We start from the raw sequence: 13438 nt of genomic DNA, 5'->3' as shown, positions 1-13438 counted from the left end.
GCGGTCTGGCGGTCTGGCGGTCTGACGGTCTGGGCGGTGACCTCCCCGGTCAGTCCGCGGCCACCGACTCGAAGCGCCACCGGTGCACCGTCCGCGTGACCAGCTCCCCGTCCGGCTCGGGAAGCTCCGGCAGCTCGGCGTCGTAGGCGGCGTCCCACCAGGTGATGACGAGGACCCGGTCCTGCGGGGCGCGCAGGACCTCCCTGCGCAGGGGCGTGCCGCCGAGCGGCTGCGCGCGGACCCAGGCCAGCAGTTCCTCGCCCCGGCCGGGCACGGCCCGCGCCTCCCACATCAGCGCGACCGTCACGAGTACAGGTTCTCCTTGCTGATCTCGTGGACGTGGTCATGGTCATGAGCGTGGTCGTGGCCGTGGCCGTGCGGGTGGCCGCGACCCGGCACGTGCGGTTCCGTCACCGGCAGCGACGAGTCCGCCGAGAGGTCCCAGTCGGAGGCGGCCCGGTTGCGGGCGACCATCTCCGCGCCGAGCGCCGCCACCATCGCGCCGTTGTCCGTGCACAGCTTGGGCCGCGGCACCCGCAGCCGGATGCCGGCCGCCTCGCACCGCTCCTGGGCCAGGGCCCGCAGCCGGGAGTTGGCGGCCACGCCACCGCCGATCATCAGGTGGTCGACGCCCTGGTCCTTGCAGGCCCGCACCGCCTTGCGGGTGAGCACGTCCACCACCGCCTCCTGGAAGGAGGCCGACACGTCCCGCACCGGCACCTCCTCCCCCGCCGCCCGCCTGGCCTCGATCCAGCGGGCCACGGCCGTCTTCAGCCCGGAGAAGGAGAAGTCGTACGCCGGGTCGCGCGGCCCGGTGAGCCCGCGCGGGAAGGCGATCGCGTTCGGGTCGCCCTCGCGCGCGTACCGGTCGATGACGGGGCCGCCGGGGAAGCCCAGGTTCAGTACGCGGGCGATCTTGTCGAAGGCCTCGCCGGCCGCGTCGTCGATGGTGGCGCCCATCGGGCGGACGTCGGAGGTGATGTCCGCCGACAGCAGCAGCGAGGAGTGCCCGCCGGAGACCAGCAGCGCCATCGTCGGCTCGGGCAGCGGGCCGTGCTCCAACTGGTCGACGCAGATGTGCGAGGCGAGGTGGTTGACGCCGTAGAGGGGCTTGCCGAGGGCGTAGGCGTACGCCTTCGCGGCCGAGACGCCGACCAGCAGGGCGCCGGCGAGTCCGGGTCCCGCGGTGACGGCGATGCCGTCGAGGTCGCGGGCGGTGACCCCCGCCTCCTTCAGGGCGCGCTCGATGGTGGGGACCATCGCCTCCAGGTGGGCGCGGCTCGCCACCTCCGGGACGACCCCGCCGAAGCGGGCGTGCTCGTCGACGCTGGACGCGATGGCGTCGGCCAGCAGGGTGGTGCCGCGGACGACGCCGACGCCGGTCTCGTCGCAGGAGGTCTCGATCCCCAGCACGAGAGGCTCGTCGCGTGAGTCAGCCATGGTTGTCGGTTCCTCGTTCGGTTCCCGGTACGGAGGTGGAAGGATCGGTCAGGCGCATCACCAGGGCGTCCACGTTCCCCGGCTGGTAGTAGCCGCGTCTGAAGCCGATGGGCTCGAAGCCGAAGCGTTCGTAGAGGCGTTGCGCGCGGGTGTTGTCCACGCGGCACTCCAGCAGCACCTCGGTGCACTCGAAGGCGGTCGCCGCCCGCAGCAGTTCGGTCAGCAGCCGCGCACCGAGGCCGGTGCCCCAGTGCTCGCGGGCGACGGCGATGGTCTGCACGTCGGCCTGCTCCCCGGAGGTGACCAGGCCCGCGTAGCCGACGACCCCGCCGTCCTGCTCGGCGACGAGATAGCGCCGGGTCGCCCCGGGGCCGCGCGCGTGGGCCAGCTCGGACCAGAACATCCCCCGCGACCAGGCGTCCTCCGGGAACAGCTCCCGCTCCATCCGGAGCACGGGGTCGATGTCCCACCAGCGCATCTCGCGCAGTTCGGCGTGCACGGTCGGGGTCACGGGCTCGGTCGCTCCGGTCACTTGGGGGTGACCACCTTGTAGTTCTTGGGGACCTGGGCGTCGGGCCGGCGCAGGTACAGCGGCCGGGGCGCGGGCAGTTCCTCGCCCGCCGCGAGCTTCTCGGCGGCCAGGCACGCGAGGGCGGCGGCGGAGACGTGCTCGGGTTCGTGCGCCTTCGGGAAGGTGTCCGGGTACAGCAGCGCACCGGCACCCACGGCGGGGAGTCCGGCCACCCGCTCGGCGAGGTCGGCGGGCCGGTCGACCGCCGGGTCGGTGAGGCGGGTGCGGGAGTCGGCGTACCGGGCCCAGTAGACCTCCTTGCGGCGGGCGTCGGTCGCCACCACGAAGGGGCCCTGCAGGTCGGCGGCGTAGGCGAGGCCGTCCAGCGTGCACACGCCGTGCACGGGCACACCGAGCGCGAGCCCGAAGGTGTCCGCGGTCATCAGGCCGACGCGCAGTCCCGTGTACGGGCCGGGGCCGATGCCGGCGACGACGCCGGTGACGGCGTCGAGCCGGAGTCCGGCCTCGGCGAGCACCCGGTCGACGGCGGGGAGCAGCAGCTCACCGTGCCGGCGTGCGTCCACCTGGCTCGACGAGGCGATGACGTCCGTACCGTCGTGCAGCGCGACGGTCACGGCGGGCGTGGCGGTATCCAGAGCGAGCAAGAGCACGCAAACAGCCTACGGCGCCGCGGGGCCCGTGTCGGACGCCCGGTCGCAGGACCCGGCCGGCACACCCGGCCGGCGGGCCCGGCACGGCGTCCGGTACGGCCGCGTCGCCCACCGCGATCATCTGCTCACGTACTGCTACCGTCGCCGGGAACGGACGCACGACGTACGACGTACGACGACGAGGTGGACGGCAGTGGTAAGCAGCAGCGCCGGTTTCGTCACCGGCCTCACCGCGGCGGCTCTTGCGGCGATCGGCGTACTCGCCCACCAGGCGTCGGCCGGCGCCCCGGCCGACCTCGGCCGGAGCCACGTGACCGGCACGCCCGCGCCCGGCGCCTCCAAGGCGCCCCGTGACCGGCGGCATCCGGAGGCCCTGCCCGCGGGGTCCGGGCGGGGCGAGCGGGTGGTGTACTCGGTGGACGACGACCGGGTGTGGCTGGTGGGCGCGGACGGCACGGTCACCCGTACCTTCAGGGTCACCCCCAGTACGGTCGACCCGGCACCCGGCACCTACGCGGTCACGTCCCGTGCGAACCGGGTCACCGGGTCCGACGGCATCCCGATCGAGCACGTCGTGCGGTTCGCCGGTGTCGAGGGCGTGGTCATCGGGTTCAGCGCGGCGGTGGACGGCTCGACGGCGAAGCCCGACCCCGGCGAGCGCACCGGCGGCATCCGGCAGACCCGCCCGGACGGCGACGCGATGTGGCAGTTCGCGACGATCGGGCAGCGGGTCGTCGTCGTTCCCTGAGACGCCGGGGCGCCAGGACACCAGGGCACCGGACGGGCACCGGTCGGATGCCTCGCAGCACCCGGCGGACGCCGGGCACGAACCGGGGTCCGGACCGGACCAGGCCGGACCGGGCCGGTCCGCGGGCGGGCACCGGACGGAGGCCGGACGCCCCCGGGCAGCCTCCAGCCACCGGATCGCGCAGGCCCTAGGCGGACGCCGGGCAGGCCAGGAGCCCGGGCCGGGCGGGCCCGGAGCCGGGACCCACGGACCCGGCCCCGGGCCGGCCAGGCCACAGAGGTCAGGCGGCCTCGCGGTGCTCCCCGACGGGCCGGCACGTGCGCGGCTCCGGCACGGGCGGGGGCGTCGAGATCACCGTCGCGGCGGCGCAGGACGCGAGCAGGTCCCGCATGGACACCCCGGCGAGCGCGGACGACTGCGGCCTCGGCCGGACCTGCGGATCGGTCTCCGACATGGACGCCTCCTGAAGGTCGGGGGCGGGCGTAGTTAGGCATGCCTAACTACGAGCTGGGTACCATGTGACCACGCGCAAGACCCCGAACGCAATATCTTGCCGACGTCCTGTCGGAACGTTCCCCGGAGGCGGCCGCCGGCTCAGCCGGCCAGCGCGCTCAGGTCCGCCGCGGCCCAGCGCTCACCGACGCCCGTCAGCGTCACGTGCCGCACCTCGTCGGTGGTGTCGCCCACGGCCCGCTCGATCCGGAGCCGCAACCGGTCCTCGGTCAGCTCCTCGACCTTGCCCTCGCCCCACTCCACCACGATCACCGAGTCGGACAGGGAGACGTCGAGGTCGAGGTCCTCCATCTCGTCCAGACCGCCCGACAGCCGGTAGGCGTCGACGTGGACGAGCGACGGGCCGTCGCCGAGCGGGGGGTGCACGCGGGCGATCACGAAGGTCGGGGAGGTGACGGCGCCGCGCACGCCCATGCCCTCGCCGAGCCCCCGGGTCAGCGTCGTCTTGCCCGCGCCCAGTTCCCCGCTCAGCATGAGCAGGTCACCGGCGCGCAGCAGTCCGGCGAGGGTGCGGCCCAGTTCCCGCATCTGCTCCGGGGAGGTGACGGTGATCTCGACGTCGGGGGCGGACTCAGCGGGCCCGGCCGGGCCCTGCGCTGCTGCTGGTGCTGGTGCTTCCATAGCCGTCCACGGTAGCCGCTGCGGGCACCGCTCCCACGCGGGCGAGCAGGTCGGCGAGGCGGTCGGTGACCAGCTCGGGGTGTTCGAGCATCACCAGGTGCCCGGCGTCGGGGACGAGCACCAGCTCCGCCTCCGGCAGCAGGTCGGCGATCGCCTCGCTGTGCTCGCTCGGCGTGACCAGGTCCCGCACCCCGGCCAGCACCAGGAGCGGCAGGCCGGCGAAGTGGGCGAGGGCCGCGGTCTTGTCGTGGTCGGTGAAGGCCGGGTAGTACTCGGCGACCACGTCGATCGGCGTCGACTCGATCATCCGCTCGGCGAAGCGGGCCACGGCCGGGTCGACCTCCCGCGAGGCGAACGAGTACCGCTTGATGATCCCGGCGAACAGGTCCGCCGTCGCCCGCCGCCCCTTCTCCACCAGCTCGGCCCGCTGCCCCAGCGCCTTCAGCACGCCCGGCAGCACCCGCCGGACCGCGTTGACACCGGCCACGGGCAGCCCGAAGTTGACCTCGCCGAGCCGCCCGGAGGAGGTGCCGACGAGGGCCACGCCGACGACCCGCTCGCGGACCAGGCCGGGGAAGGCGTCGGCCAGGGCCATCACCGTCATCCCGCCCATGGAGTGCCCGACCAGCACGATCGGGCCCTCGGGCACGGCCGCGTCGATGACGGCCTTCAGGTCGCGGCCCAGTTCCTCGATGGTGACCGGCCGGTCGTCCCGCACCTGGGACACGCCCCGCGCGGACCGGCCGTGGCTGCGCTGGTCCCAGTGCACGGTGCGGACGACACCCCGGAGGGCCGCCCGCTGGAAGTGCCAGGAGTCCTGGTTGAGGCAGTAGCCGTGGCTGAAGACGACGGTCACGGGAGCGGGCGCCTTGCGGCCGAACAGCCGGCGGCGGCGCCGGGTGAGCGCGGACTCTGTCTCCGGGTCGACGTCGTCGACCTCGTAGTACAGCTCGGTGCCGTCGTCGGCGTGCGCCCTGCCGGGGGTGCCGCGCAGTCCGCCGTACGGCCCCGCCGAGTCGAGTGCGAGCCGCGCCTTCTGGCGCATCCCGCGGCCGACGGTGAGCCGCTCTATCGCCACGCCGGCCGCGGCGCCCGCCGCGACCACGCCTACCGCGGCACCGGCGATGCCGGTCGCCCGGCGCCAGCCGCCGACGGCGACCTCGGTGGCGGCCTCCGCGGCGGAGGCGACGGCCGCGGCGGCGACGTCCGCGACGGCCTCCGCGTTGCTCTCGCTCACGTACCGCTCCTCTTCGCCGGGCCGCTGTGCGGATGTCCCTCTAGCTTCTGATGCGCCTGAACGCGCGCGTCATGCACGGCGGGCGCGCCGCACCTGCCGTGCCCGCCCCTCGGGGGGAGGACGCGCGTCACTCGTCGACGTAGACGCGCGGGACGCGTGCACCGATCCGGGTGACGATCTCGTAGCCGATGGTGCCCGCCGCCTGGGCCCAGTCCTCGGCGGTGGGTTCGCCCCGGTCGCCGGGTCCGAACAGCACCGCCTCGGTCCCCTCCGCCGGCCGGTCCCCGCCCAGGTCGACGACGAACTGGTCCATCGCGATCCGCCCCGCGACCGTGCGCCACTTGCCGTCGACCAGGACGGGGCCGGTGGAGGAGGCGTGGCGCGGTACGCCGTCCGCGTAGCCGAGGGGGACGAGGCCGAGGGTGGTCTCGCCGGGGGTGGTGTAGTGGTGCCCGTAGCTGACGCCGTGGCCGCCGGGGACCTGCTTGACCAGGGCCAGCGAGGCGGACAGCGTCATCACGGGGCGCAGCCCGAAGTCGGCGGGGACGCCGATCTCGGGGCTGGGCGAGACGCCGTACATCGCGATGCCGGGGCGTACGAGGTCCAGGTGGGTCTCGGGGAGGGTGAGCGTGGCCGGCGAGTTGGCGATGTGCCGCACGTCGGGGCGCACGCCCCGCTCCTCCGCGTACGCCGTCATCTCCCGGAAGCGGGTGAGCTGGGCGGCGATCGAGGGGTGCCCGGGCTCGTCGGCGCGGGCGAAGTGCGACCAGAGCCCGGTGACGCGGAGCAGTCCCTCGCCCTGGGCCCGCAGGGCCGCCCGGACGAGTTCGGTCCAGTCCTCGCCCGGCTGGCAGCCGCCCCGGCCGAGGCCGGTGTCGGCCTTCAGCTGCACGCGCGCGGGCTTTCCGGCCGCCCGTGCCGCCTCGACGGCCTCCTCCAGCGCCCACAAGGCGCTGACGGACACGTCGAGGGCGGCCTCGACGGCCTCCCGCCAGGGACCGCCCGGTGTCCACAGCCAGCACATGATCCGCAGGTCGTCCGGCAGCCCGGCCTCCGCGCGCAGCGCGAGGGCCTCCTGCGGCGTGGCGGTGCCCAGCCAGGTCGCGCCCGCCGCGACGGCCGCGCGGGCGCACGGGATCGCGCCGTGGCCGTAGGCGTCGGCCTTGACGACGGCCATGAGAGCCGCCCCGGGGGCCCGCTCGCGCAGGGCGCGGACGTTGGCCCGCAGGGCGGCCAGGTCGATCTCGGCCCGGGCCCGCGTCACCGCGTCCCGCCGAGCAGCTGTCTCACTCATCGTGCCCACAGTCTCTCAGAGCCCCCGGACCCGGTTTCCCCGCAGAACACGGATGCCGCGCGAAGGTCGTTAGGGTGCCCGGCATGAGCATCATCGGGGTCGGGATCGACGTGGCCGAGGTCGAGCGGTTCGGCCTGTCGCTGGAACGTACGCCGGCCATGGCCCGGCGGCTCTTCCTGGAGAGCGAGTTGCTGCTGCCCGGCGGGGAACGCCGGGGCGTCGCCTCGCTCGCCGCCCGGTTCGCGGCGAAGGAGGCGCTGGCCAAGGCGCTCGGCGCGCCGGCGGGGCTGCACTGGACGGACGCCGAGGTGTACGTCGAGGAGGGCGGCCGGCCGCGGTTGCGGGTCAGCGGGACGGTGGCGGCGCGGGCGGCGGAGCTGGGGGTGACGTCGTGGCACGTGTCGCTCAGCCATGACGCGGGGATCGCGTCGGCGGTGGTGATCGCGGAGGGGTAGGGCGCCCGCCCCGCTCGGTCCCCCGGCGGCCGGACCCGCGTGCGCGTCCGCTCGCCTGCGCCCCCGTACCGGTCGAGCCGCGGGTTGTTGCCGGTGTTCGAGATGTGGACCCATGCGCGTCGAGGGGTCCTGCGGGATTGACGGGGGTCGTGCACGTTCACGCGTGCGGGGAACACTCGACTCCATGCGGACTGCGTACAGCGTGGAGATGGTCAGGACGGCCGAACGTGAGCTGATGGCACGGCTGCCGGAGGGCGTGTTGATGCACCGGGCCGCGGCCGGGCTCGCCGCCGCCTGCGCCGAGGTGCTCGGGCGGGTGGCCGGCCGGGTGTACGGCAGCCGGGTGGTGCTGCTGGTCGGAAGCGGGGACAACGGCGGCGACGCCCTGTACGCCGGGGCTCGGCTGGCCCGGCGCGGGGCGGGCGTGACGGCCGTACTGCTCACTCCGGAGCGCGCGCACGGCGCGGGGCTGGCGGCGTTGCGCCGGGCGGGCGGAGCGGTCGCGGCGTCCGGAACCGGGGGTGAGGGCAGGTCCGGGTCCGGGTCCGGGTCCGCCGAAGCGTTGATCGCGCGGGCCGATCTCGTCGTCGACGGCATCGTCGGGATCGGCGGCCGGGGCGGGTTGCGGGAGGAGGCGGTGCCGTTGGCCGACGCGACCGCGCGGTCGCGGGCCGCCGTCGTCGCCGTCGATCTGCCGAGCGGCGTCGACGCGGACACGGGACAGGTGGCCGGGGCGGCCGTACGGGCGGACCTGACGGTGACGTTCGGGGCGCACAAGCCGGGGCTGCTGATCGATCCGGCGCGGGAGTACGCCGGGTCGGTTCGGCTGGTGGACATCGGGCTGCCGCTGCCGGCCGACGCGGCCGTGCTGGAGGCGTTGCAGCACGCGGACGTGGCGCGGCTGCTGCCGGTGCCGGGCACCGAGAGCGACAAGTACCGGCGCGGGGTGGTCGGCATCGCCGCCGGCTCGGCCCGCTATCCGGGCGCGGCCGTGCTCGCCGTCGCCGGGGCGCTGCGGGGCGGGGCCGGGGCGGTGCGGTACGTCGGCCCGGCCGGGGACGCGGTGATCGCCCGTTACCCGGAGACGCTCGTGTCGGACCGGGGGCCGGAGCGGGCGGGGCGGGTGCAGGCCTGGGTGGTCGGGCCGGGGGCCGGCGACGACGCCCGGACCGTGGCCGAGGTGCTGGCGGCGGAGGTGCCGGTGCTCATCGACGCGGACGGACTACGGCTGGCCGACGCCGGTGCGGTGCGGCGGCGCACGGCACCGACGCTGATGACACCGCACGCCGGGGAGGCGGCGGCGCTGCTCGGGGCGGCCCGGCAGGAGGTCGAGGGGGCGCGGCTGGCCTCGGCGCGGGAGCTGGCGGCGCGGTACGGGGCGACGGTGCTGCTCAAGGGGTCGACGACGCTGGTGGCCGGGGCGGAGGGAGGCCCGGTGCGGGTCAACGCGACGGGGACGTCGTGGCTCGCCACCGCGGGCAGCGGGGACGTGCTGTCCGGCCTGACGGGGTCACTGCTGGCGGCGGGACTGTCGGCACGGGACGCGGGCAGCGCGGGGGCGTACCTGCACGGGCTGGCGGGACGGTTCGCGGCGGAGGGGGCGCCGGTCGGGGCGCATGATGTCGCGGAGGCGATTCCGGGGGCGTGGCGGGATGTGACCGAGGTGGGGTGAGCGGGGTGGGGTGAGCGGGGTGGGGTGAGCGGGGTTCTTCCTCCCCGCACTCACGACCGGAGAGACAGCCGAGAGCTGTCCCGTGACGATCTCCAGGACGGCTGCGAGGCCGTCGTCACACCAGCCACGGCGGAAGCCTGACGAGGTCCGGACCTCCGCGGAACCACCACCTCCGTGATCGTCACGCGAACCGGCCACGCCGCGTACTGCGTGGCCGGTTCGGACGGCTCGGGCATGGCGGTACCCATCCGTCCGACTGTCGATGTACCCGGGAACGGCATCACACTGGACGCGCAGGGCGCCCGCGGGAGCGGCTCCGCTCGATTCCGTCACGTGGTCGCGTCGGTGGGCGCGGACGTGAAGGAGACGACCACGGTGAGCGAGACCTCGGACAGCTCGCCGCGTGCCGCCCGTTCGGGAGGGGCCGGCCGCCGTGCCTCATCCGGCCGACGGGTGGCTCACCCCGAGCCGCGCTCCTCCTGCGACTCGTCCGGCATGCCCGCGAAGAGTTCCTCGACCCGAGCGACCGTTCCGGCGCGGTCGAGCCAGTCGTCGAGGCGGGCGAGATCCAGGCAGCCGGTGATGCGGGCGCGCGCGTCGTCGGAAACGGTCAGGCCACGGACTTCGAGCACCCGCAGGACCCCCTGAGCCTTTCCTTTGGCCCTGCCCACGGCCTCCCCCTCGGCCCTGCCTTCAGCCCTGCCGTCGGCCTCCCCCGATTTCCGGGATTCGAAGGGCGAGGAAACGTTCACGCCACCCGCGCCGCGGCGCCCAGTTCGCACCAGACGTATTTGCCGCGGTTGCCCTCCCTGGCCAGCGGCTGCCACCCCCATACGTCGGCGCAGGCCCGCACCAGGGCCAGACCCCGCCCTTCCTCGGCATCCAGGCCCCGGCCGAAGGGGAGCGGCGGCTCCGGCGGCGTCGGGTCCGCGTCCCACGCGCCGAGCCGCAGCACGCCGTTCCCCGACCAGCGCACCCGCAGGGCGGCCGGCCCCTTGGTGTGCCGTACGGCGTTGGACACCAGCTCCGTGGCGAGCAGTTCGGCCACGTCGACCAGGTCGTTCGGGATGTAGAGGGAGTACTCCCAGGAATCGATTCCGGGCATGCGGCAGCTCCTCTTCGACAGGGGTGATGGTGAGCGGCGGCCGGTGTCATTGCCGCGCCCGTCACGGCAGGACGGAGCGGTGCGCTTCCGGCACCCGACACAGCGCAGGGTGCGCGACTCGTCACCGACAGTAGGTCTAACGAATTAAGTATCGCAACCCGCTCGCGTAATCTGACTCCGAACGAGTCGCGCCCACAGGCGCGTTGAAAGGGGCAGTGGATGGCATTGCGGCGCGAACCAACGGCACGGCAGATGCGTCTGGCAATCGAACTGCGCAGGCTGCGTCATGCCGCAGGACTCGCAACGCGCGAGGCGGCAGCACTACTCGGGGTGAGTTCCGCACAGATCAGCCAAATCGAAATGGGCCTCGCCGGAGTCAGCGAAAAGCGCCTGCGCCGCCTCGCCGGCAACTACGCCTGCACGGACGAGGCACTCATCAACGCCTTGGTCGCCATGGCGACCGATCGGACGCGCGGGTGGTGGGAGGAGTATCGGGGGCTGCTACCCACGCCGTTCCTCGACCTCGCCGAACTGGAACACCACGCCACTTTCCTCCGGGAGGTCCAGTTCATGTACATCCCCGGCCCTCTCCAGACAGAGGACTACGCCCGCGCCATCTACACCGGCAGAGTCCCCGAACTCCCCGATGAAGACCTGGAGTTGCGGGTACGCCACCGTATGCAGCGCAAGGTGGTCCTCGACGGCGACGAGCCCACACCGTATGAAGCGATCATCCATGAGGCGGCGCTGCGCATCCGGGTCGGAAACCGCGCCACGCTGCGCGCCCAACTCGCCGACCTCCTCGAACGCTCCATGGCGGACCGCACCACCGTGCGGATCATCCCCTTCGACATGGAAGGCTTCAGCGGGTCCTGGGGGCCCATGATGGTGGCGAGTGGTGCCGTCCCCAGGCTGGACACGGCCGTCGACGACTCACCTCACACCGCAGTCCTCATCGATTCCGAGGCCCAGCTCAGCGTTCTTCGAACACTTCTACGTAGACTGGAAGCCGCGTCTCTGGACCCCGCGCGTTCGCGTGACTTCATCCACAGCCTGGCCAAGGAAGTGTGAACACGTCGTGATCACCCCCGACAACTGGCGCAAGTCCTCACACTCGGGCGCCGGTGACGGCAACTCCTGCGTGGAGATAGCCCACTCCCCCACTCACGTCGCCGTCCGCGACTCCAAGACCCCGGCCAGGGCAACTCTCACCTTCCCCGCCGGAACCTTCACCACCTTCGTCGACGCCCTGAAGCCCCCTCACTCCACCGTCACCGACTTCGCCAGGTTCCGCGGCTGATCCACCTCGTTGCCCCGGGCCGTCGCCAGCTCGCAGGCGAAGACCTGGAGCGGGACCGTCGCCACCAGGGGCTGGAGCAGCGTCGGGGTGGCCGGGATGCGGATGAGGTGGTCGGCGTAGGGGACGACCGCCTCGTCGCCCTCCTCGGCGATGACGACGGTGCGGGCGCCGCGCGCCCGGATCTCCTGGATGTTGGACACGATCTTGTCGTGGAGGACCGAGCGCCCGCGCGCGGACGGGACGACCACGACGACCGGCAGGTCCTCCTCGATCAGCGCGATCGGCCCGTGCTTCAGCTCGCCCGCCGCGAACCCCTCGGCGTGCATGTACGCCAGCTCCTTGAGCTTGAGGGCGCCTTCGAGGGCGACCGGGTGGCCGACGTGCCGGCCCAGGAACAGCACCGTGTCCTTGTGGGCGAGGGAGCGCGCCAGCTCCCGTACCGGTTCCATGGTCTCCAGGACCCTCTCGACCGCGCCGGAGATCCGGGCCAGGTCGCGGACGACGTCGCGGATCTCGTCCCCGTACTTCGTGCCGCGCACCTGGCCCAGGTAGAGGGCGACCAGGTAGCAGGCCACCAGCTGGGTGAGGAAGGCCTTGGTGGAGGCGACGGCGACCTCGGGACCGGCGTGCGTGTAGAGCACGGCGTCGGACTCGCGCGGGATGGTGGAGCCGTTGGTGTTGCAGATGGCCAGTACCTTGGCGCCCTGCTCCCGGGCGTGGCGCAGGGCCATGAGGGTGTCCATGGTCTCGCCGGACTGGGAGATCGCGACGACCAGGGTCTGCTGGTCGAGGATCGGGTCGCGGTAGCGGAACTCACTGGCCAGCTCCACCTCGCAGGGGATGCGCGTCCAGTGCTCGATGGCGTACTTGGCGATCAGCCCGGCGTGGAAGGCCGTACCGCACGCGATGACGACGACCTTGCCGACCTCGCGCAGGACGCCCGCGGGGATGCGCACCTCGTCCAGGCTCAGCGTGCCGGAGCCGTCGACGCGGCCCAGCAGGGTGTCGGCGATCGCCTTCGGCTGCTCGGCGATCTCCTTGAGCATGAAGGAGGCGTAGCCGTCCTTCTCGGCGGCCGAGGCGTCCCAGTCGACGTGGTAGGAGCGGACCTCGGCCGGGCTGCCGTCGAAACCGGTGACCGTCACGCCGTCCCGGCGCAGCTCCACCACCTGGTCCTGGCCCAGCTCGACGGCGTCCCGGGTGTGGGCGATGAAGGCCGCGACGTCCGAGGCGAGGAAGGACTCGCCCTCCCCCACGCCCACCACGAGCGGTGAGTTGCGGCGCGCGCCCACCACCACGTCCGGTGCGTCCGCGTGCACCGCGACCAGCGTGAAGGCGCCCTCCAGCCGCCGGCACACCAGCCGCATCGCCTCGGCGAGGTCGGCGCAGGCGGAGAACTCCTCGGCGAGCAGGTGGGCGACGACCTCGGTGTCGGTCTCCGAGGCCAGCTCGTGGCCGCGTTCGGCCAGCTCGGCCCGCAGCAGGGCGTAGTTCTCGATGATGCCGTTGTGCACCACGGCCACCCGGCCCGCGTTGTCGAGATGCGGATGGGCGTTGGCGTCGGTCGGACCCCCGTGCGTGGCCCAGCGTGTGTGGCCGATGCCGGTGACGGCGGTCGGCAGCGGCCGTTCGGACAGTTCCTTGTCCAGGTTGACGAGCTTCCCGGCGCGCTTGGCGGTGGCGAGGCCGCCGTCCGCGAGCACGGCGACGCCCGCCGAGTCGTACCCCCGGTACTCGAGTCGCTTCAGTCCGGCCAGTACGACGTCGAGCGCCGACTGAGAGCCCACGTATCCCACGATTCCGCACATGACGGGCAGCCTACGATCAGATCCGTTCCCGAACCCGCCTTCTCGTGCCCGAAATCGGAAATT

16 protein-coding genes are annotated in these 13438 nt (G+C 73.6%); 5 read left to right on the top strand and 11 right to left on the bottom strand.

The genetic code is table 11. The features are described from left to right. Window positions 1-49 precede the first annotated feature (49 nt). Genes ACVV2G_RS15720 through tsaB form a run of 4 tightly spaced genes read right to left on the bottom strand, consistent with a single transcriptional unit; the run spans window position 50 to window position 2622 of the window. Window positions 50-307 (bottom strand): hypothetical protein, encoded by a 258-nt coding sequence (locus ACVV2G_RS15720; protein WP_453843291.1) that lies wholly within the window; start codon window positions 305-307, stop codon window positions 50-52. Then, window positions 304-1440, bottom strand: coding sequence for a tRNA (adenosine(37)-N6)-threonylcarbamoyltransferase complex transferase subunit TsaD (gene tsaD, locus ACVV2G_RS15715; RefSeq protein ID WP_453843290.1), 1137 nt, complete (start codon window positions 1438-1440; stop codon window positions 304-306). The genes ACVV2G_RS15720 and tsaD overlap by 4 nt, the downstream gene beginning before the upstream one ends. Further along, window positions 1433-1918, bottom strand: coding sequence for a ribosomal protein S18-alanine N-acetyltransferase (rimI, locus tag ACVV2G_RS15710; RefSeq protein ID WP_453843313.1), 486 nt, complete (start codon window positions 1916-1918; stop codon window positions 1433-1435). Before rimI ends, tsaD begins: the two co-directional genes overlap by 8 nt. A 50-nt stretch (window positions 1919-1968) precedes the next feature. Continuing rightward, on the bottom strand, window positions 1969-2622 hold the full coding sequence (gene tsaB, locus ACVV2G_RS15705) for a tRNA (adenosine(37)-N6)-threonylcarbamoyltransferase complex dimerization subunit type 1 TsaB (RefSeq protein ID WP_453843289.1): 654 nt from the start codon (window positions 2620-2622) through the stop codon (window positions 1969-1971). A gap of 193 nt (window positions 2623-2815) precedes the next feature. Here tsaB and ACVV2G_RS15700 point away from each other — a divergent pair, with 193 nt between their 5' ends. Continuing rightward, window positions 2816-3370 carry a hypothetical protein gene (locus ACVV2G_RS15700; protein ID WP_453843288.1) on the top strand — a complete coding sequence of 185 codons (555 nt, stop codon included), beginning with the start codon at window positions 2816-2818 and terminating at the stop codon, window positions 3368-3370. Window positions 3371-3650: 280 nt separating this feature from the next. On the opposite strand, the gene ACVV2G_RS15695 is transcribed toward ACVV2G_RS15700, so the two are convergent. The 4 genes from ACVV2G_RS15695 to alr all read right to left on the bottom strand — a co-directional run bounded on the left by ACVV2G_RS15695 (window position 3651) and on the right by alr (window position 7035). Beyond that, complete coding sequence (locus ACVV2G_RS15695; RefSeq protein ID WP_453843287.1) at window positions 3651-3824, bottom strand: hypothetical protein; 174 nt, start codon at window positions 3822-3824, stop codon at window positions 3651-3653. A gap of 140 nt (window positions 3825-3964) precedes the next feature. Then, complete coding sequence (gene tsaE, locus ACVV2G_RS15690; protein ID WP_453843286.1) at window positions 3965-4504, bottom strand: tRNA (adenosine(37)-N6)-threonylcarbamoyltransferase complex ATPase subunit type 1 TsaE; 540 nt, start codon at window positions 4502-4504, stop codon at window positions 3965-3967. Further along, window positions 4455-5741 carry an alpha/beta fold hydrolase gene (locus tag ACVV2G_RS15685; RefSeq protein WP_453843285.1) on the bottom strand — a complete coding sequence of 429 codons (1287 nt, stop codon included), beginning with the start codon at window positions 5739-5741 and terminating at the stop codon, window positions 4455-4457. The genes tsaE and ACVV2G_RS15685 overlap by 50 nt, the downstream gene beginning before the upstream one ends. A 127-nt stretch (window positions 5742-5868) precedes the next feature. Next, window positions 5869-7035 carry an alanine racemase gene (gene alr, locus ACVV2G_RS15680; protein ID WP_453843284.1) on the bottom strand — a complete coding sequence of 389 codons (1167 nt, stop codon included), beginning with the start codon at window positions 7033-7035 and terminating at the stop codon, window positions 5869-5871. Window positions 7036-7118: 83 nt separating this feature from the next. Here alr and ACVV2G_RS15675 point away from each other — a divergent pair, with 83 nt between their 5' ends. Together ACVV2G_RS15675 and ACVV2G_RS15670 are read left to right on the top strand one after the other, a co-directional pair. Then, window positions 7119-7490, top strand: coding sequence for a holo-ACP synthase (locus ACVV2G_RS15675; RefSeq protein ID WP_453843283.1), 372 nt, complete (start codon window positions 7119-7121; stop codon window positions 7488-7490). A gap of 184 nt (window positions 7491-7674) precedes the next feature. After that, window positions 7675-9162, top strand: a complete 1488-nt coding sequence (locus ACVV2G_RS15670) for an NAD(P)H-hydrate dehydratase (RefSeq protein ID WP_453843282.1) — start codon at window positions 7675-7677, stop codon at window positions 9160-9162. Between the two features lie 458 nt (window positions 9163-9620). On the opposite strand, the gene ACVV2G_RS15665 is transcribed toward ACVV2G_RS15670, so the two are convergent. Further along, complete coding sequence (locus ACVV2G_RS15665; protein WP_453843281.1) at window positions 9621-9794, bottom strand: hypothetical protein; 174 nt, start codon at window positions 9792-9794, stop codon at window positions 9621-9623. 116 nt (window positions 9795-9910) lie between these two features. Further along, window positions 9911-10267 carry an ATP-binding protein gene (locus ACVV2G_RS15660; protein WP_453843280.1) on the bottom strand — a complete coding sequence of 119 codons (357 nt, stop codon included), beginning with the start codon at window positions 10265-10267 and terminating at the stop codon, window positions 9911-9913. A 219-nt stretch (window positions 10268-10486) separates the two neighbouring features. On the opposite strand from ACVV2G_RS15660, the gene ACVV2G_RS15655 reads away from it, so the two are divergent. Continuing rightward, a complete protein-coding gene (locus ACVV2G_RS15655) occupies window positions 10487-11338 on the top strand; it encodes a helix-turn-helix domain-containing protein (RefSeq protein WP_453843279.1) in 852 nt (283 codons plus the stop codon). Window positions 11339-11345: 7 nt separating this feature from the next. Next, entirely contained in the window at window positions 11346-11567 is a 222-nt protein-coding gene (locus ACVV2G_RS15650) for a DUF397 domain-containing protein (RefSeq protein WP_453843278.1), read from the top strand. Here the strand turns inward: ACVV2G_RS15650 and glmS are convergent. Continuing rightward, window positions 11528-13375, bottom strand: a complete 1848-nt coding sequence (gene glmS, locus ACVV2G_RS15645) for a glutamine--fructose-6-phosphate transaminase (isomerizing) (protein WP_453843277.1) — start codon at window positions 13373-13375, stop codon at window positions 11528-11530. The genes ACVV2G_RS15650 and glmS overlap by 40 nt on opposite strands. Window positions 13376-13438 lie beyond the last annotated feature (63 nt).

The organism is Streptomyces sp. JK94, assembly GCF_053613315.1.
This window is presented reverse-complemented; position numbering and strand designations above follow the sequence as displayed.